We start from the raw sequence: 19188 nt of genomic DNA, 5'->3' as shown, positions 1-19188 counted from the left end.
GAGGATCCCAAAACAACCAGGATGTTGGCTTAGAAGCAGCCATCATTTAAAGAAAGCGTAACAGCTCACTGGTCTAAATAAGGGTCTTTGCGCCGAAAATGTAACGGGGCTAAAGCCATGCACCGAAGCTGAGGATTCCTCTTTGAGGAGTGGTAGCGGAGCGTTCCGTAAGCTGATGAAGGGAGACCYGTGAGGGCTCCTGGAGGTATCGGAAGTGCGAATGTTGACATGAGTAACGATAAAGAGGGTGAGAGACCCTCTCGCCGAAAGACCAAGGGTTCCTGCTTAAAGTTAATCTGAGCAGGGTTAGCCGGCCCCTAAGACGAGGCGGACACGCGTAGTCGATGGGAACCACGTTAATATTCGTGGGCCTGGTGGTAGTGACGGATCGCACAAGTTGTTCATTCTTATTGGATTGGRTGGGCAGCGGAGCGGTTCCAGGAAATAGCTCCACCGTATAGACCGTACCCGAAACCGACACAGGTGGTCAGGTAGAGTATACCAAGGCGCTTGAGAGAACTATGTTGAAGGAACTCGGCAAATTGCACGCGTAACTTCGGAAGAAGCGTGACCCCATAGTAGGCAACTATTGTGGGGTGGCACAGACCAGGGGGTAGCGACTGTTTATCAAAAACACAGGGCTCTGCGAAGTCGCAAGACGACGTATAGGGTCTGACGCCTGCCCGGTGCTGGAAGGTTAAGAGGAGAGGTGCAAGCTTTGAATCGAAGCCCCAGTAAACGGCGGCCGTAACTATAACGGTCCTAAGGTAGCGAAATTCCTTGTCGGGTAAGTTCCGACCTGCACGAATGGCGTAACGACTTCCCCGCTGTCTCCAACATAGACTCAGTGAAATTGAATTCCCCGTGAAGATGCGGGGTTCCTGCGGTCAGACGGAAAGACCCCGTGCACCTTTACTATAGCTTTACACTGGCATTCGTGTCGGCATGTGTAGGATAGGTGGTAGGCTTTGAAGCAGGGACGCCAGTTTCTGTGGAGCCATCCTTGAAATACCACCCTTATCGTCATGGATGTCTAACCGCGGCCCGTTATCCGGGTCCGGGACAGTGTATGGTGGGTAGTTTGACTGGGGCGGTCGCCTCCGAAAGAGTAACGGAGGCGCGCGATGGTGGGCTCAGACCGGTCGGAAATCGGTCGTCGAGTGCAATGGCATAAGCCCGCCTGACTGCGAGACTGACAAGTCGAGCAGAGACGAAAGTCGGTCATAGTGATCCGGTGGTCCCGCGTGGAAGGGCCATCGCTCAACGGATAAAAGGTACGCCGGGGATAACAGGCTGATGACCCCCAAGAGTCCATATCGACGGGGTTGTTTGGCACCTCGATGTCGGCTCATCGCATCCTGGGGCTGGAGCAGGTCCCAAGGGTTTGGCTGTTCGCCAATTAAAGCGGTACGTGAGCTGGGTTCAGAACGTCGTGAGACAGTTCGGTCCCTATCTGCCGTGGGTGTAGGAATATTGACAGGATCTGTCCCTAGTACGAGAGGACCGGGATGGACATATCTCTGGTGGACCTGTTGTCCTGCCAAGGGCATAGCAGGGTAGCTATATATGGACGGGATAACCGCTGAAGGCATCTAAGCGGGAAACCCACCTGGAAACGAGTATTCCCTATCAGAGCCGTGGAAGACGACCACGTTGATAGGCCGGGTGTGGAAGTGCGGCAACGCATGAAGCTTACCGGTACTAATAGCTCGATTGGCTTGATCGTTCTCATTGACTATGCTCATCGAACAAAGTTCGATAAGCCTGACCTTTTGTCCTCACGCGCCATAGGCGCTGCGGACGGCGCGCCGGACAACCGGCGACGCGCTTTGCGCTTGCGGCCTTCTGGCCGAAGGTGCCTCGCGAAAGGTAAGACGTGTTCAAATAAAAGGATGTGAAAACATCCACCAGCTTCTCAACACAAGTTGCGCTTCGCTGACCTGGTGGTCATGGCGGGGTGGCTGCACCCGTTCCCTTTCCGAACACGGCCGTGAAACGCCCCAGCGCCTATGGTACTTCGTCTTAAGACGCGGGAGAGTCGGTCGCTGCCAGGTCTGCAAAACGCAACTCGTGTAAATCTTCTCATTACGAAACTTACGGCCCAAAGCCGATCAAAGGGCCGCTCGCAAAGCGGCCTTTTGTGTTTGGGGCCACAGGAACACGAGACAAATTGCWTCGCAATTTGCTCGGCAGTATACGTAAATCGCAAAAGCGATTTATGCAGACGATATTTTGCCAAAGGCAAAAATCGGTCGGTATTTTGCCAATAGGCAAAAACCTGGACGGACGACGCTAGCGTCGCCTGGATAACGCGGGGTGGAGCAGCCCGGTAGCTCGTCAGGCTCATAACCTGAAGGCCGCAGGTTCAAATCCTGCCCCCGCAACCAAAACCTTACTAAACTTCCCCGGTAGCAATATCTGGATATCTCGCTGCGGGAGGTCTTTCGCTGGCGGAAAAGCTGCGCTCTCCCTTGGCGACGCTACCTCCTCGTTCGCAAAGCTCACCATAACCTGAAGGGTGAGCGCAGCGAACGGGCCAAAGCCTGCCAACGAAACCAAATCAAGCCCGCACACATGCGGGCTTTTTTGTTGCTAATCAGCCCAGGACCTAACCCCGCACAAGCGGCATGCACAAGGCAAAGCCGATAAGCGGGACGGGAAGCTACAAATCCCAAAACGAAAACCTTCCCAAGCAATTCCAGCTCTACAAAATACCAACGCCAATGCCGCCGGTGCTTTGGTCCGTCGTAAGCATAGTGGGCTAATCCTTATCCGAATATTCAACTCTACTATCACAATTTCGAATGTGCTAAAGTAATTTCGCGTGCTGCTTTAAGTTTCCACGCACAGATTTCTATTGGTCTTTACAGGTCTGCTGTCTCGTTCAGCCGGAGTATTTGTTTTCATGCCGTAAATCGATGAACTTTCCAGGGAGGGGAACAATGCGAAAATATGCATTTTCTCGATCGGCAATACGGCGCGGGGGGCGTTGGTTTTCGTTCGGGCTATCGATATCGAGCGTCTTCTGCGCAGTCGGTCTTCTTACCGGCATTGCCGTTGCGCAGGCACCCACCGAAGAGCAGCGCAACGAGGTCAGGGCGGCATGCCGTTCCGATTTCATCACACAATGCTCCGGCGTGCAGCCGGGCGGCGTGGAGGCGCTGACCTGCCTGCAGCAACATGATTCCACTCTTTCCGCCGCCTGCCGCAAGGCGGTGTCAGCGATCACCGCCAAGCCGAAATCGACATCTGCAGAACCATCTCAAACGGCGCCTGTTACGACAGGGGCGGCGACGCCGGCACCGGCACCGACAGCCGGTGCTCAGACGGCGGCTCAACCGACCGAGGCGCAACGCGATGCCGTCAAGTCAGCCTGCCGTTCCGATTTCATGGCGCAATGCTCCGGAGTGACCCCGGGAGGTGCTGCGGCACTCTCCTGCCTGCAGCAGCATAGCGCCCGCCTGTCGGCACCTTGCCAGCAGGCCGTTGCGGCCATCGGTGCAGCAGGCGCGCCCGCAGCCGGTGCAGGTGCTGCAACAGCTGCCACGCCGCCGGCAACCCGGCCAGCTGCCATGCCTGTCTTCTCTCCACGCGAGGAAATGATGATCGTGCGCGAAACCTGCGGGCCTGACTTCCGGGCTTTTTGCCGAATGGTGCCGATTGGTGGCGGGCGGGTCATCTCGTGCCTGCGGGACAATCTGCAGCGCGTATCGCCAGCCTGCCACAGGGTGCTGACCTCGGGGCTGTAGCGGCCTTCCAATTCGTATCCGGTTTCGCCGGGAATGTCTGAGCGTCAGGCATTCTTCTGATGGTCTGCACAGCCATTCCGGGATCGTCACAGCACGATCCGAAATCTCCGCATTCGATGAATTCAATGACGACACAAATGAAAGGCAGTTGCCATGTCATCGACTTCTCATCTATCGCGATTGAAACGAATATTGAGCTATTCCGCTGTTGTCGCCGGCCTCGTTCTGCCAACCCATGCATGGGCGGATGATGCAAAAGATCTTCTGAAGGCCATGTCCGATTTTCTGGTGGCGCAGAAGACAATATCCTTCAACTACCAGTCCTCACTCGAGGCGGTGACGCCGGACTTCGAGAAGCTGCAATTCGTCAGTTCGGGTACGGCCAATATCACCCGGCCTGACAAACTGCGCGTTACGAGAACCGGCGGCTTTGCCGATATCGATGTCAGCTTCGACGGTTCAACGCTGACCGTACATGGCAAAAACCTCGACGCTTACGCGAAGATCGACGGTAAAGGCTCGCTAGATGAGCTGATCGACAGGCTCGCCGATGCTGGCGTCGAGGCGCCGGGCGCCGATCTTTTGTCGGCGCATGTCTACGATATCCTGATGACTGACGTGACCGAGGCGAAGCACATTTCCAGCGCTTTCGTGGATGGCGTGGAATGCGAATATCTGGCTTTCCGTACGCCGGAACTCGACTGGCAGATCTGGATACAGACGGGACCGCAGCCGATACCGCGGCGCTATGTGATCACCAGCAAACACGTCGTCCAGGCACCGCAATACACGCTTGAAATCAGCGACTTCAAAAGCGGAGCGGACGTTGCTGCCACGTCCTACAACATCAAGATCCCGGCCAATGCCAAGACCGTGGATCTGAGCGAACTCCAATCGATCGATGAGCTTCCCGCGCCTGCCGTTAAAGGAGAGATGCAATGACCCGCAGCAAGCTCTTTTTCGCCTTCTGCCTTGCCGGCGTGATGACTTTCACGGATTTTCGTATAGAGGGGCAAGGTCCGCTGCCAGTGTCGATCGGCTTTGCCACACCGGCGGGTGCCGTCATCGGTCGGCCTCTAACGCCGCTCTCCTATGCTGGCGTTGCCCGCCGGACGACGCGTCGGGTTGTCCGGCGAACGGCGACGACCATTGCCGTCCTGCCTCCCGGCTGTCTCTACGGCCCTTATTATGGCGGCTATTATTACCGCTGCGGCGGTTTGTACTACGCCAAGAGCGGTGGCGTTTACGTGCAAGTGATCGTGCAATAGGCTCCCATCCGAGGCTGGAGCATTTCCGGACACAAACCGCTGCACACTATTGCTGGAATTGCTCTATTGCACCTTCATTTCCGCATCTGCGACCGCCGGAGCTTTGCTGCGGCGCCTTCTGAATTCTTCGAGGCGCTGCAGCACGACATAAAAGGACGGAACGAACAGCACGGCAAGGCAGGTCGATGCGATCATGCCGCTGAAGACCGATATGCCGATCGACTTGCGGGCGGATGCGCCGGCCCCCGTTGCCAGGACGAGCGGCAGTACGCCGAGAATGAAGGCGAAAGATGTCATGAGGATCGGGCGGAAGCGCAGGCGGGCCGCCTCGACCGCGGCATCCAGTATCTCCATGCCTTCCTCACGCTTTTCACGCGCATATTCGACGATCAGGATGGCGTTCTTCGATGCCAGCGCGATCAAAAGGATCAAGCCGATCTGGGTGTAGAGGTTGTTGGCGACACCCGCCGCCATCAGCGCGCCGACGGTGCCGAGCAGGGCAAGCGGGACGGCCAGCAGCACGGCAAGCGGCAGGATCCAGCTTTCATATTGGCCCGCAAGCACGAAGTAGACGAGCAGCATGCCGAGCGCGAAGATATAGTAGATCTGTCCGCCGACCGCCTTTTCCTGGTAGGAGAGCGCCGTCCACTCGTAGCCGGTTCCTGTCGGCAAGGTCTGGTCGGCGATCTGCTCCATGACGTCGAGTGCCTGGCCGGAGCTGAAGCCGGCGGCAGGTCCGCCAACGATGGTTGCTGACGGGTAGAGGTTGTAGAGGCTGATCAGTGAGGGGCCTTGCATCGGCTTGATATCGACAACGGTTCCGAGCGGCACCATCGTGCCATCGCCGGCCTTGACCTCCAGATTGCGGATATCGTCAGGACTGACGCGGAATTCCGGAGATGCCTGGGCATAGACCTGGAAGGTGCGGCCAAACTTGTTGAACTGTGTCACGTAGCTCGATCCGACGTAGCCCGACAGCACGGAGAAAACCTGTCCGACAGTGACGCCCAACGTCTCGGCCTTGATACGGTCGACCACGACCTCAAACTGCGGCACATTCGAGCGGAACGACGTGCTCAGCCTTTGCAGTGATGACTGGGCTTCGCCATTTTTCACAATCGTATCGGTAAGGGACTGCAACAGTGCATAGTCGGAAACACCATTCTTGAGCTCTACTTGCATCGTGAAGCCGCTGGCATTGCCGACACCCTGGATCGGGGGCGGCACGATGACCAGGGTTTTCGCAACCAGTACGTTTTGCAGCGCGCCGTTCAGATGCTGGTAGATGGACAGGAGATCCTGACCCTTTTCCTTGAGCCTTTCGTCCCAGTCCTTCAGCACGACATAGGCAACGCCGGCATTCTGCAGGCTGGCATTGCTGTCGAGAACGGATATGCCACTGATCGTCAATACCTGATCGACGCCTGGTGTCGCCTGGGCGATCTTGCCGACCTCCGCCATGACTGCGTCGGTGCGCTCCTTGGAGGCGCCATCCGGCAGCTGCGCGCCGATCAGCACGTAGCCCTGGTCCTCAATCGGCAGGAATGCAGTCGGCACGCGTGTCAGCCCCCAGACGGCGATGCCCATCAGCGCCAGCGCAAGGATGACCATCGCGGCGGCGTGGCGCGTCATCGAGCCGATCAGCCGGACGTATCCGTGTTCGCCCCAGCCGTAGATCCGGTTGAAGCCGCGATAGACGAAGTTCCGCTTCTCGGGAGGCACCGGTGTGCGCAGCCAGAGGGCGCATTGCGTCGGTTTCAGCGTCACGGCGTTGATGGCGCTGATCAGCGCCGTGGCGGCGATCACGAGAGCAAACTGGCGATAAAGCTGGCCCGTCAGCCCCGGCAGGAAGGCGGCTGGAATGAAGACGGCCATCAGCACCAGAGTGATACCGATGACGGGGCCGAGCAGTTCTTCCATCGCCTTTTCGGCTGCCTGCCTGCCGGACATGCCCGCCTCGATATGTCTCGCGACACCTTCCACAATGACGATGGCGTCATCGACGACGATGCCGATGGCGAGGACGATTGCGAACAGAGTGGAGAGGTTGACGGTAAAGCCCATGGCCGCCATCGCGGCAAAGGCGCCGATGATGGTGACGGGAACAGTCGTCGCCGGCACGAGCATGGCTCGCCAGTCCTGCAGAAACAGCAGAATGACGATGAGAACGAGAACGCCTGCCTCGATCAGCGTGACATAGACTTCGTTGATCGACGCTTTGACGAATTTCGTCGTGTCGAAGGGGAGATGATATTCGAGGCCCGGGGGGAAGGCCTTCGCCAGTTCCGCCATCTTCACATCGACTGCCTGGGCCACAGCAATGGCGTTTGCTTCCGGCAATTGGGAGATACCGATGCCCGCAGCCGGTCGGCCATTCTGCATGAAGGTCTGGCTATAGGTCTGCGCACCCAATTCTACCCGGCCGATATCGCGGATGCGCGTCACCCGGCCGCCGTCCGCACCATCGACCTTGACGATGATGTTCTCATAGTCGACGGCATCATTCAGCCGGCCATTGATGTTCAGCGTGTATTGAAATGTCTGCCCTTGGGGAACCGGTGGAATGCCGATCTGGCCGGCCGTGACCTCCTGGCTCTGTTGCTGCACGACATTGACGATATCCTGCGGCGTCAGCCCACGGGCCTGCAGCAGGTTCGGATCCATCCAGATGCGCATGGCATATTGGCCGGCGCCGAAGACCGTGACGTTGCCGACGCCGGGCAGGCGGGCAAGTTCGTTCTGCAGGTTGATGACGGCGTAGTTGGAGAGGAACAGGCTGTCATAGCGGCTGTCCGGCGAAGTCAGGCTGACGAAGCCGAGGATCGCTGTCGATTTCTTCTGGGTGCTGACACCCTGAATCTGAACCGATTGCGGAAGCGACGACATGGCGATCGCAACACGGTTTTGCACCAGGACCTGTGCCTGATCGGGATCGGTACCGATGGCGAAGGTCACGGTCAGTGAGTAGGTGCCGTCGCTTGCGCTGGTGGACTGCATGTAGAGCATGTCCTGCACGCCGTTGACCTGCTGCTCGATCGGCAGGGCGACTGTATCGACGAGCGTCTTGGCACTGGCGCCGGGAAAGCGGGTCGTCACCTGTACGGTCGGCGGAACGACATTCGGATATTGCGCCACCGGGAGTTGGAAGAGAGCCACCGCGCCGATGAGAACAAAGACCAATGCCAGAACATTGGCGAGCACCGGCCGTTCGATGAAGAAGCGCGAGATCATGCTGTTGTCCTTGGACGTTCAGATGAAGCGTGGTGGCGGATTTACTGTGTCGTCGCCGTGGCCTTTGCATCGGCGCCGGCTTCGGCCGGCTGCGTTTTCATATCGATTTTCTCGGGTGCAACCTTGCTGCCGGGTATCGCCTGTTGGATGCCTTGGATGACAACCCAGTCAGCCGGATCGAGGCCGGATTCGATGACGCGAAGAGCGCCTTCGCGTTGGCCCGTTTTGACCTGTTTCTGCTCGACAGCGTCATCCTTGCCGAGAACGAGCAGGTAGCTGCCGAGCTGGTTGGTGGCGATCGCATCGTCGCGCACGAGCAGCGCCTTCTCATTCTGGCCGATCGGTACGCGAACGCGCACGAAGAGGCCGGGCAGCATGGCCTTGTCCTTGTTGTCGAACAGAGCCCGGACCTGAAGCGTGCCGGTCGATGCATCGAGTTGCGGCGAGACATAGTCGAGATGTCCCTTGTGCGGATAGCCTTCCTCGGATTGCAGGCCGAGTTCGGCAGGGATGCTCGGCAGGTCCGTCTGCTTGAACGTGCGTCCCTGCTTTCTCAGCATATCCTTGATCAGCAGCACCTGGGTTTCGCTGACGTTGAAATAGGCATAGATCGGGTCCGTCTGGACGATGCTCGCAAGTTTGGTCGGGCCTGACACGCCGACCAGCGTGCCGATATCGACGAGGTGGTTGGTCGCCGTGCCCTCGAAGGGGGCAAGCACTTCGGTATAGCCGAGGTTGATCGTCGCGAGTTCGAGATTGGCCTGGGCGTTGAGGATGGACGCGTTCGCTTCATCGAGCGTCGCCTTGGCGCTGTCGACGGCTGTCTGCGTGGTGACCTGTTGCTTCATCAGATTGACCTGACGGTCATATTCCTGCTTGGCGCCGACCTGGGACGCCTGTTGTGAGGCGAGCGATGCCTTTGCCTGGTCGAGCTGCGCCTGATAGGTATCGCGCTCGATGCCGAAGAGCTTGGTGCCCTTCGTCACCGTCGTGCCATCCTGATAATCGATCGATTGAAGATAGCCTTGGACGCGTGCTTCGATATCGACCGAGTTCAGCGGTGCGGTATTGCCGGTCAGCTCGAAATAGAGGGTGATTGGCTCTTGGACCGGCTGGGCGACGCGAACGGCTGGCGGCGGAGGCGGGACGTAGGTATTGCTGCTTCCATCGCATGCAGTGAGCGCTGCCGTGCCGATGAGCGTTACGAAAATCTGCAGACCCCGATGCAATCCCTCACGCATTGCTGCTGCCCCGACGATCTATATGCCCCGGTCTTCCTGCGCCTTTGCGGTGACCCCCATAAGCCGCCGGGTGGTTTCAGGCGTGTGGTACTATGTCGCGGGATTGTCCGAAATTGCAATAGTTCCCGGCACGCAATTTAGCTGTGCCTAAATGATTGGTGACCGCGTAATCCCGGTAACAGTTCAGTTCGCAGATTTGTGCTCACTGCTGAGTAATGAGCAGTACGTAAGCCACAAACAGCACCAGATGAACCGCGCCTTGCATGAGATTGGTGCGGCCGCTTGAAAAGGTAATGATGCTGACGGTGAGCGTCAGCACGAACATTACGAGATCCGGGCCCTGAAGCCCCAACGTGACGGGATGCCCGTAGAAGTGGCTGATTGCCAGCATGGCCGGCACGGTCAGGCCGATCGTCGACAGGACTGAGCCGAGGAAGATGTTGATGGAACGCTGCAGATGGTTGGCGACGGAGGCGCGCACGGCGCTGATCGCCTCGGGTGTCGCGACAAGCACCGCCATGACCACACCTCCAAAGGCTGTCGGTGCGTGCAGGGTTTCGATGACGTAGTCAATCGGCCTGGCAAGCTGTTCAACCAGGAAGACGACCGGTCCCATGTAGGCAAGCAGCAGAACGGCATGATGCCATACCGCCCGATGGTGCCGCATGTTGACGATGTGCTGTTCATGGTGGTTGCCGTCTTCGGCGAAGTAGCGCTGATGGCGGCCGGCCTGCAGCAGCAGGAATATGCTGTAGAGACCAATCGAGACGATGCCGAGAAACATCTGCCTCGGGGCCGAGGGGTGCGGACCATCCGGGCCGGCGAGAAAAGTCGGCATGACGAGGCTGAGGGTCGCGAGCGGCACGATGACGCCGAGATAGGCATTGGCGCCATGCAGATTGTGCTGCTGATCTTCCCGCCGCCAGGCGCCGAAGAGCAGCGACAGGCCAACCATGCCGTTCAGGATGATCATGACGACGGCAAACAGCGTGTCGCGTGCGAGCGTTGGATTGTTTTCCCCATGCAGCATGACAGCCGAGATCGCCATCACTTCGATTGAGGTAATCGCAAGGGTCAGGATGAGGGTCCCGTAGGGCTCCCGAAGCTGCTCTGCCAGATGATCGGCGTGGCGAACGACCGACAGGGCTGACCCGAGCACAACGCCAAAAAGCCACAGGAAAATGAGGGTGAACCAGAAGGGTTGAGATAGTTTCGCGAAGATTGCTTCAGAGAAAGCAAGGAAGGCGAGGCTGGTCGCGACGCTCACGCCAAAGAACCATTCCTCGCGGACGATGCCCGCCATACTGGTGGTGCGCAATGCGGAACTGTCAGTCATCGGGACCACTACCGGCCACGGAGTATCCTCGCACTACAACTAAGCGCGCTGCCATTTTCCTCTCCGCTCTCTCCGCCGCGTGGGCAAACCGAGCGGTGCGGCTTGGCGGCGGCTGCGAGCGATTGTCTCACGCAGAGGGGCATTCCGCCTATCTAAAAATCATCGCCTCCGGCTTGGGACGATTCAATGATATTTCCGCTTCTCTCGCCCCAGAATTTCCGGGGCATTGAGGCCGGCAATCGGCCTCGAGAGATCGGCAGGGATATCCCCGGCGAGCTGGAGATCCAGATAGCGGGCGCAGCAGACGCGGAGGAACGAGGTGAAGTTGCCAAGGTCATGGCCGGCGTCGATCGACTCGTGGGGTAGCCTGGTGATCAGCTGGACCACATTCATGCCGTCGCGGGTGGCAATTTCCTCCAGCTTTGACCAGAAGAAATTCTCCAGCCTCACGCTGGTGACCATGCCGTCGATGCGCAACGACCGGGTTGTGCTTTCCCAGAGCCGCGCATCGGCCCTAATGAACAGTTCACACATCACGTTCCTCCCGCGGGTCCACTCAGGCGGCATTGGTCTCCAGGGTCGTTGCCGCATCAAGCACCGTCATGAACTGGCGCAGCCACGAGGGGTGGGCCGGCCATGCCGGTGCTGTAACGAGATTGCCGTCGGAGACGGCATCGGTAATGGCGATATCGGCATAGGTACCACCGGCAAGCTCGACTTCCGGGCGGCAGGCGGGATAGGCTGAGCAGGTGCGGCCCTTCAGCACGCCGGCAGCGGCCAAAAGCTGCGCGCCGTGGCAGATCGCGGCGACCGGCTTGTTGGCATCGAAGAAATGCCTCACAGCCTTGATGACATCGGGGTTGAGGCGCAGATATTCCGGCGCACGGCCGCCCGGAATGACGAGCGCATCGTAATCCTCGGCGCGAATGCTTTCGAATGTGGCGTTCAGTGCGAAGTTGTGACCACGCTTTTCCGAATAGGTCTGGTCGCCTTCGAAATCGTGGATGGCGGTGGCAACTGTCTGGCCGGCAGTCTTGCCGGGGCAGACGGCATGGACCGTATAGCCGCAGGCAAGCAGCGTCTGGAACGGCACCATGGTTTCATAATCTTCGGTGAAATCACCTGTAATCATCAGTATTTTGGACGCTGGCATTTCTTCCTCCCGTAAAAACCAACAGATGGACTTTAACAAAGGATCGCGGGCCGCGGGTACTAAGGGAATACTACACGGAATTCCCGATCAGGTGGTCGCGTGGGTTCTCATCGGGGACGGCGCAGGCCTCACCGCCACCGAACATGCGCGAACGAGTGAGGAAGCGTTTCTCGCGGCCGTTATCGAGCGAAAACATGCCGCCGCGGCCGGGCACGACGTCGATGATGAGCTGGGTATGTTTCCAGGCCTCGAACTGGCTGGCGCTGATATAGAGGGGCACACCGCCGATTTCACCGAGTTTCACGTCCTGGTCGCCGACAATGAAATCGTCCGTGGGGTAGCACATGGGCGAAGAGCCATCGCAGCAGCCGCCGGACTGATGGAAGAGGATCTCAGGATAATCCCGCTGGATTTCCTTGATGAGGTCTAGCGCTGCATCGGTTGCGAGCACGCGCGGTTCGCCATTGAGCATTTGTTCCATGATTGCCTCCTCCAAGACAATACCTCCTCCCCGTGAAGGGAGGAGGTGCGATAATAGCACGATCAGTTGCTTCTCAGAAGAAGCCGAGCTTCTTCGGGCTGTAGCTGACCAGCATGTTCTTGGTCTGCTGGTAGTGGTCGAGCATCATCTTGTGCGTTTCACGGCCGATGCCGGACTGCTTGTAGCCACCGAAGGCCGCATGGGCCGGATAGGCGTGATAGCAGTTGGTCCAGACGCGACCGGCCTGGATTTCCCGGCCGAAGCGATAGGCGCGGTTGCCGTCGCGGGTCCAGACACCGGCGCCGAGGCCGTAGAGCGTGTCATTGGCGATCTCGAGCGCTTCCTTCTCATCCTTGAAGGTGGTGACCGAGACAACAGGGCCGAAGATTTCTTCCTGGAACACACGCATCTTGTTGTGGCCCTTGAAGATGGTCGGCTTGATGTAATAGCCCTCAGACAACTCGCCGCCGAGGTCGTTGCGCGAGCCGCCGGTAAGGACCTGCGCGCCTTCCTGCTTACCAATATCGAGGTAAGCGAGGATCTTTTCCATCTGCTCTGTGGAGGCCTGGGCGCCGATCATCGTTGCAGGGTCGAGCGGGTTGCCCTGCGTGATGGCTTCGACGCGTTTGACGGCCCTTTCCATGAAGCGGTCATAGATCGATTCCTGGATAAGGGCGCGGCTCGGGCAGGTGCAAACTTCGCCTTGGTTCAGCGCAAACATGGCGAAGCCTTCGAGAGCCTTGTCGAGGAAGTCGTCATCCTCGGCTGCCACATCGGCGAAGAAGATGTTGGGCGACTTGCCGCCGAGTTCCAGCGTGACCGGAATGAGGTTCTGGCTGGCATATTGCATGATGAGGCGGCCCGTCGTCGTCTCGCCGGTGAAGGCGATCTTGGCGATGCGCGGGCTGGAAGCGAGCGGTTTGCCGGCTTCGAGACCAAAACCGTTGACGATGTTGAGCACGCCGGGCGGCAGGAGATCGCCGACGAGTTCTGCCCAGAGCAAGAGCGAGGCGGGCGTCTGTTCTGCCGGCTTGATGACGACGCAATTGCCGGCGGCGAGAGCCGGGGCCAGCTTCCAGGTCGCCATCAGGATCGGGAAGTTCCAGGGAATGATCTGGCCGACGACGCCGAGCGGCTCATGGAAGTGATAGGCGACGGTGTCATGGTCGATTTCGCCGATCGTGCCTTCCTGAGCACGGATGCAGGAAGCAAAATAGCGGAAGTGGTCGATGGCGAGCGGGATGTCGGCCGCCATGGTTTCGCGGATCGGCTTGCCGTTGTCCCAGGTCTCGGCCTGGGCCAGAAGCTCCAGCTTGTCTTCCATGCGCTGGGCGATCTTCATAAGGATGTTGGAACGCTCGGTTGTGGAAGTGCGGCCCCATTTTTCCTTCGCGGCATGGGCGGCATCGAGCGCGGCGTTGATGTCCTTTTCATCCGAGCGCGGGATTTCGCAGAGCTTGCCGCCGGTGACGGGCGTAACGTTGTCGAAATATTTGCCGCCGATCGGCTCACGCCATTCGCCACCGATATAGTTGCCGTATCTCAGCTTGTACGGCGACTCGACGATTTTCTGATGAAGCATGTCATCCTCCCTTGATGAACGGGTTCCGGATCGAACCAGTGAGAGGAAATCTGTGTCGCTTTTGGCTGATGGAACAGGGTCGCTCCGCAATACCGCAGCGCACAGTGTCGCAGAGTTGCGACAGGTTCCGGTGGTACCACGAATTCGTGATTGAACCTTTGGCCTGATGTCAGTGCAGGTCGAGTTTCTTCATCTTCCGGTGCAGTGTAGCACGGCTGATGCCAAGGGCTGCGGCGGCCTGGGAGACATTGCCATGCGTGCGCGACAGCGCGCGCAGGAGCGCCGCCTTTTCGGCTTCGGCCATCTCTTCTTCCTGCGAGACGCGGCCTTCATGCAGCGCATCGGAGGCCGGAATGCCGGCGGCGATGTGCCTGTCGTCCAGCTTGAGCGCAAGGCGAGCGGCACGCGTAGCGCCGAGAACGAGGTCATGTCGGTCGACGGCGAGCAGCGCATTGGCGGAATTGACGCCGGCCGGCACCATGACGAAGCGGGCACCTGCAAAGGCGGAACGGAAGAGGTTGAGCTCGATGCGCATCGCCGCATCACGCACGGCTTGCGAGAGGATGCTCAGCGTCATCTCATTGACGTCGCCGCGGCAGGTAGAAATGTCCAGCGCAGCGGCCAGCAGGCCGCGGTGATCGCGGATCGGCGCAGTGGTGCAGCTCAGCTTGATGTTGGAGCAATAGAAATGCTGGTCGCGGAAAACGGCGACGGCGCGGTCGTCGGCGAGTGCCGTGCCGATGCCGTTGGTGCCGATGCTGGCTTCGGTCCAGACGGAACCGGTCCAGAGGCCGAGATCGTGGAATTCCTTATCATTGCCGGCGGCTCCGCGGCGCTCCAGCGCAATGCCATTGCGATCCGTCAGCAGCAGGCAGCAGCCTGCCTTGCCGACGGTTGCAAAGAGGCGGTCGAGTTCCTCCCGGGCATCGGCGATCAATTGTTCGGATTGCTCCCGCGCCAGGCCGAATTCCTGTTCGGTGAGGCGCAGCGGCACGCGCTTATCCTCTGGCGCCAGCTGGTACATTGTCATGCAGCGCCGCCAGGAAGCCACGATTGGAGAGCTGGCCGCAGCGGAATTTTGCTGGGCGCACGTATAGACATGCTCCGCATGCGCGGATTGTTCGTGCATAGAGGCTCCTCCCAGAACTTGCGCATATTCTGATGTAAATATGGCAGCTTTGCAATCAGGCCGGCATGACGCCCGATGACGGGTGTCGCATTTCTGAGACAGTTGCGCTGGCCGTCCGAGCATCGTGATCGCGATAATCTGACCAGCCGGCTGCTTGCCGAGGCTGATTTTACGGAATAGCGTCGTATTTCCATGGATACAACGACCGGCGGGTGCTGGCTGCTGATATCGCGGACTTCACATTTCAGTGTTTGCGCTGGCGACAGTGAAACAGATCGCAGCGCGGCTTCGTAGTTTCCTCAGTAGGCAACACCGAAAGAAAAATCGCTATGCCGGGAATAAGTCCCGCCCGGCGTTGTCTACCAGACAAGAGAACCTGTCGCAGCTGCTGACTAGGAGAGCAAAGCGATGATGAACAGACGATTGCTGCTGACCACTGCCGGACTTGGCGCCTTTGCCCTGCGCTTCGGTTTTGGCAGCCACGCCATGGCGGAGGAGAGCTTCGCCGTTACCCATACCGACGAAGAGTGGCGCAAGCTTCTGACGCCGGATCAATATTCGGTGCTGCGGCAGGAGGGAACGGAATATCCCTTCACCAGCCCGTTGCTGCACGAAGAACGCAAGGGCAATTTCGCCTGTGCGGGCTGCGATCAGGAGGCATTTTCCTCGACCACGAAATTCGACAGCGGTACTGGCTGGCCGAGTTTCTGGGCGCCGCTTGACGACAAGGTCGTCGGCACGACGCACGATACCTCCTTCGGCATGGTGCGCGATGCCGTCCATTGCGGCCGTTGCGGTGGGCATCTGGGTCACGTCTTCAACGACGGACCGAAGCCGACTGGATTGCGCTACTGCATGAACGGCGTGGCCATGACATTCCACCCGGCTTCTGCCTGATAGACGGATTATTGCGATGCTTCTCTTCGTCCTTGCCTATCTCGGTGGGGTGCTGACGATTGTCAGCCCCTGCATCCTGCCGGTGCTGCCCTTCGTTTTCGCCCGTGCCGGCCAGCCTGTCCTGCGCAGCACGCTGCCGATGCTCGTCGGCATGGCCGCGACATTTGCCGGGGTCGCGACACTGGCGGCCGTCGGCGGCGGATGGGCCGTGCAGGCCAATGAATATGGCCGCTATGCCGCCATCGTGCTGCTTGCGATCTTCGGCGTCATCCTGCTCTTTCCGGCGCTGTCCGACTATCTGACGCGGCCGCTCGTTTCGCTCGGTGCGCGCCTGTCACAGTCAGCCGATAAAAGCACGCGTGGCGGCGGCTCGGCTGTTGCCGCCTCGCTGTTGCTCGGCGTTGCGACCGGCTTGCTCTGGGCGCCTTGCGCCGGGCCGGTCCTCGGCCTCATCCTCACCGGTGCGGCGCTGCGGGGTGCGAATGTCGGCACGACGTTGTTGCTGCTTGCCTATGCGCTCGGGGCCGCGACCTCGCTTGCGCTTGCGCTTCTGATCGGCGGCCAGGTCTATCAGGCCATGAAGCGATCTCTTGGAGTCGGCGAATGGCTGCGGCGTGGCGTCGGCGTGGCTGTTCTCGTCGCTGTCGTGGCGATCGCGCTTGGCCTCGATACCGGTTTCCTGACACAGGCTTCGCTTGCCAGCACCAATGTTCTGGAACAGGGGCTGGTCGATCGGTTCCATACGCAGCAGCAGACGGCCGACAATGCGGGCGGCGCGATGAAGTCTGTCGTCATGCCGGCTGGCGGTGGCGGCTCGATGGCTATGAGCGGCAACAATCAGATGATGATGTCCGGAAACCCAGCCGCCATGAACGGCAATTCTATGGTGATGGCGATGAAGCCGAAGGGTGCTGCCCAGCAGCTGCCGGTCGAGGGACAGATGCCGCCGCTCGACGGCGCGGTGCAATGGCTGAATTCGGGGCCGCTGACGGCCGAGCAGTTAAAGGGCAAGGTCGTGCTCGTCGACTTCTGGACCTATTCCTGCATCAACTGCCTGCGCGCCATTCCCTATGTCGAAGCCTGGGCTGAAAAGTACAAGGATCAAGGCCTCGTTGTCATCGGCGTGCATTCGCCGGAATTCGCCTTCGAGAAGAATGTCGACAATGTGAAGAAGGCGATTTCCGATCTCGGCATCACCTATCCGGTCGCCGTCGACAACAACTACGCGATCTGGCGGGCCTTCGACAATGAATACTGGCCGGCGCATTATTTCATCGATGCGAAGGGTGAGATACGCCACCATCATTTCGGCGAGGGCGATTACGACCAGTCCGAACGGGTAATCCAGCAACTGTTGGCCGAAGCCGGCAAGACCGGCATTTCCAGCGACATCGTCGATGTGAAGGCGAGCGGTGCCGAAGCTGCCTCCGATACAGCGAATGTGCAGTCTCCGGAAACCTATGTTGGTTATTCCCGCTCGCAGAATTTCGTCGATGACAAGGGCATGGTCAACGATGCTGCTCATGATTATGTCGCCGCAACGCCCAAGCTCAATGAGTGGGGTCTCACCGGCAACTGGACGGTCGGCCCTGAACAGGCAACGCTGAACGGCGCCGATGGCAGCATCTACTACCGCTTCCATGCCCGCGACCTGCACCTGGTTCTCGGACCTGGTGCGGATGGCAAGCCGGTGCGCTTCAAGGTGACGGTCGACGGCAAGGCGCCGGGCGACGGGCATGGCGTGGATACGGATGCCGACGGCAATGGCATGGTGACGGGACAGCGGCTCTACCAGCTGGTGCGTGAAGCCGGGCCGGTCGGCGACCACACGTTCGAGATCCACTTCCTCGATCCCCGCGTGCAGGCTTTCGCCTTCACATTTGGCTGAGCCAGTCCTCTATCCCTTTCGCCGCGGCTTGTCCCGTGGCGAAACAGGCCGTCAGCAGATAGCCGCCCGTCGGCGCCTCCCAATCCAGCATCTCTCCGGCTGCAAAAGTGCCGGGGAGATATTTCAGCATGTAGCTCTCGTCGATTTCGCTGAAGGCGATGCCGCCGGCAGAGGATATGACCTCGGCGATGGGGCGTGGGCGCAGCAATGGAACAGGCAGGGCCTTGATGGCGGCGGCGAGTTTTTGAGGATCGTTGCGATCGGTCTCCGGCATGAGCTCGCGCAGAAGTGCTGCCTTTACGCCGTCGAGGCCGGCGGCCTTGCGCAGGCGGTTGGAGAAACTTGTCTTGGTATCCTGCCGGGCGAGATCACGAGACAGGCGTTCGAGCGTGCGGCCGGGAGCAAGGTCGATCGAGAGGGTTGCCTTGCCATGCTGCAGCAGGTCGTCACGCAAAGCGGCCGAGTGGGCATAGACGAGGCTGCCTTCGATGCCGTGTTTACTAATGACGAATTCGCCTGGAAATGTCCCGGCGCCTGATGTTGCCGTCACCGATTTCAGCGGCTCTCCGGCGAAGCGATCACGGAAGAGTTCACTCCAGGGGACATCGAAACCGCAATTGGCGGGGCGAAACGGCGCGATCGCTATGCCGCGTTCGGAGAGTAGCGGCACCCAACCTGCATCCGAGCCGAGACGCGGATAGCTGGCACCGCCGAGTGCGAGCAGTGTGGCGTCGCAGGATATGGTCTTGCAGCCGTCGGGCGTTTCGAAAACATGGCCGCCTTCTGCAAAGTCGATCCATCGGTGGCGGGTGAAGAAGCTGACGCCGCGGGCTTCCAGACGGGCGAGCCAGGCGCGCAGCAACGGCGAGGCCTTCATGACATTGGGAAAGACCCGGCCGGAGGAACCGACGAAGGTTTCGGTGCCGAGGTCTGCCGCCCAGGCGCGGATATCGGCCGGGGTGAAGGCGTCGAGGGCGGCGCGTAGATGGGGATTGGCACCGCCAAAGCGGGTAGCGAAGCGCTCGTAGTCTTCGGAATGGGTGATGTTGAGGCCGGACTTGCCGGCGAGCAAGAACTTGCGGGCAAAGGTCGGCATCGCATCATAGATGGAAACGGCATGGCCGCTTGCCGACAATACTTCGGCTGCCGAAAGGCCGGCCGGGCCGCCGCCGATGACTGCGATCGTCTTCTGGTTCATAGCGCCTTCTTGGCGCGGGCGGTCGGCGAGCGCAA

Annotated in this window: 14 protein-coding genes, 1 tRNA gene and 2 rRNA genes (1 of these 17 running past the window's edge); 8 read left to right on the top strand and 9 right to left on the bottom strand. The window is 59.6% G+C overall.

Annotation, left to right across the window (positions count from 1 at the left end; all coding sequences use genetic code 11):
- From AC1DTN_RS06980 to AC1DTN_RS06955, 6 genes are all read left to right on the top strand, one after another.
- Positions 1-1726, top strand: a 23S ribosomal RNA gene (locus AC1DTN_RS06980); it begins 1073 nt to the left of the window's first position.
- 213 nt (positions 1727-1939) lie between these two features.
- Positions 1940-2054: ribosomal RNA gene (rrf, locus tag AC1DTN_RS06975) — 5S ribosomal RNA — on the top strand.
- 256 nt (positions 2055-2310) lie between these two features.
- Positions 2311-2387, top strand: a tRNA-Met gene (locus AC1DTN_RS06970).
- A gap of 555 nt (positions 2388-2942) precedes the next feature.
- Positions 2943-3749, top strand: coding sequence for a cysteine rich repeat-containing protein (locus AC1DTN_RS06965; protein WP_477920201.1), 807 nt, complete (start codon positions 2943-2945; stop codon positions 3747-3749).
- Between the two features lie 153 nt (positions 3750-3902).
- Complete coding sequence (locus AC1DTN_RS06960; protein WP_477920200.1) at positions 3903-4691, top strand: DUF2092 domain-containing protein; 789 nt, start codon at positions 3903-3905, stop codon at positions 4689-4691.
- Positions 4688-5017 (top strand): hypothetical protein, encoded by a 330-nt coding sequence (locus AC1DTN_RS06955; RefSeq protein ID WP_113325427.1) that lies wholly within the window; start codon positions 4688-4690, stop codon positions 5015-5017. Before AC1DTN_RS06960 ends, AC1DTN_RS06955 begins: the two co-directional genes overlap by 4 nt.
- A gap of 63 nt (positions 5018-5080) precedes the next feature.
- Here the strand turns inward: AC1DTN_RS06955 and AC1DTN_RS06950 are convergent, their stop codons facing one another.
- From AC1DTN_RS06950 to AC1DTN_RS06915, 8 genes are all read right to left on the bottom strand, one after another.
- Positions 5081-8248: an efflux RND transporter permease subunit gene (locus AC1DTN_RS06950; RefSeq protein WP_477920198.1), complete on the bottom strand. Its 3168-nt coding sequence runs from the start codon at positions 8246-8248 to the stop codon at positions 5081-5083.
- A 41-nt stretch (positions 8249-8289) separates the two neighbouring features.
- Positions 8290-9489 (bottom strand): efflux RND transporter periplasmic adaptor subunit, encoded by a 1200-nt coding sequence (locus AC1DTN_RS06945; protein ID WP_477920196.1) that lies wholly within the window; start codon positions 9487-9489, stop codon positions 8290-8292.
- Between the two features lie 202 nt (positions 9490-9691).
- Positions 9692-10825, bottom strand: coding sequence for a calcium:cation antiporter (locus AC1DTN_RS06940; RefSeq protein WP_113325424.1), 1134 nt, complete (start codon positions 10823-10825; stop codon positions 9692-9694).
- A 183-nt stretch (positions 10826-11008) separates the two neighbouring features.
- Positions 11009-11359 (bottom strand): ribbon-helix-helix domain-containing protein, encoded by a 351-nt coding sequence (locus AC1DTN_RS06935; RefSeq protein ID WP_477920193.1) that lies wholly within the window; start codon positions 11357-11359, stop codon positions 11009-11011.
- A gap of 22 nt (positions 11360-11381) precedes the next feature.
- Complete coding sequence (locus AC1DTN_RS06930) at positions 11382-11978, bottom strand: DJ-1/PfpI family protein (RefSeq protein WP_113325422.1); 597 nt, start codon at positions 11976-11978, stop codon at positions 11382-11384.
- A gap of 70 nt (positions 11979-12048) precedes the next feature.
- The gene (locus tag AC1DTN_RS06925; protein WP_477920192.1) at positions 12049-12459 is read right to left on the bottom strand and encodes a DUF779 domain-containing protein; all 411 of its coding nucleotides are present in this window, start codon (positions 12457-12459) and stop codon (positions 12049-12051) included.
- A gap of 73 nt (positions 12460-12532) precedes the next feature.
- Positions 12533-14041, bottom strand: coding sequence for an aldehyde dehydrogenase (adh, locus tag AC1DTN_RS06920; protein ID WP_310383958.1), 1509 nt, complete (start codon positions 14039-14041; stop codon positions 12533-12535).
- 169 nt (positions 14042-14210) lie between these two features.
- The gene (locus tag AC1DTN_RS06915; protein WP_477920190.1) at positions 14211-15170 is read right to left on the bottom strand and encodes a helix-turn-helix domain-containing protein; all 960 of its coding nucleotides are present in this window, start codon (positions 15168-15170) and stop codon (positions 14211-14213) included.
- A gap of 408 nt (positions 15171-15578) precedes the next feature.
- Between AC1DTN_RS06915 and msrB the strand changes: the two genes are divergently transcribed.
- Together msrB and AC1DTN_RS06905 are read left to right on the top strand one after the other, a co-directional pair.
- Positions 15579-16067, top strand: coding sequence for a peptide-methionine (R)-S-oxide reductase MsrB (msrB, locus tag AC1DTN_RS06910; RefSeq protein ID WP_113325418.1), 489 nt, complete (start codon positions 15579-15581; stop codon positions 16065-16067).
- A 16-nt stretch (positions 16068-16083) separates the two neighbouring features.
- Complete coding sequence (locus tag AC1DTN_RS06905; protein WP_477920189.1) at positions 16084-17955, top strand: cytochrome c biogenesis protein DipZ; 1872 nt, start codon at positions 16084-16086, stop codon at positions 17953-17955.
- Here the strand turns inward: AC1DTN_RS06905 and AC1DTN_RS06900 are convergent.
- Entirely contained in the window at positions 17942-19153 is a 1212-nt protein-coding gene (locus AC1DTN_RS06900) for a TIGR03862 family flavoprotein (protein ID WP_477920187.1), read from the bottom strand. The two genes, AC1DTN_RS06905 and AC1DTN_RS06900, sit on opposite strands and share 14 nt — an antisense overlap.
- Positions 19154-19188 lie beyond the last annotated feature (35 nt).

Source organism: Rhizobium sp. 01T444 (genome assembly GCF_056398305.1).
The sequence above is the reverse complement of the archived record's forward strand: the minus strand, read 5'-3'. Positions and strand labels throughout refer to the sequence as shown.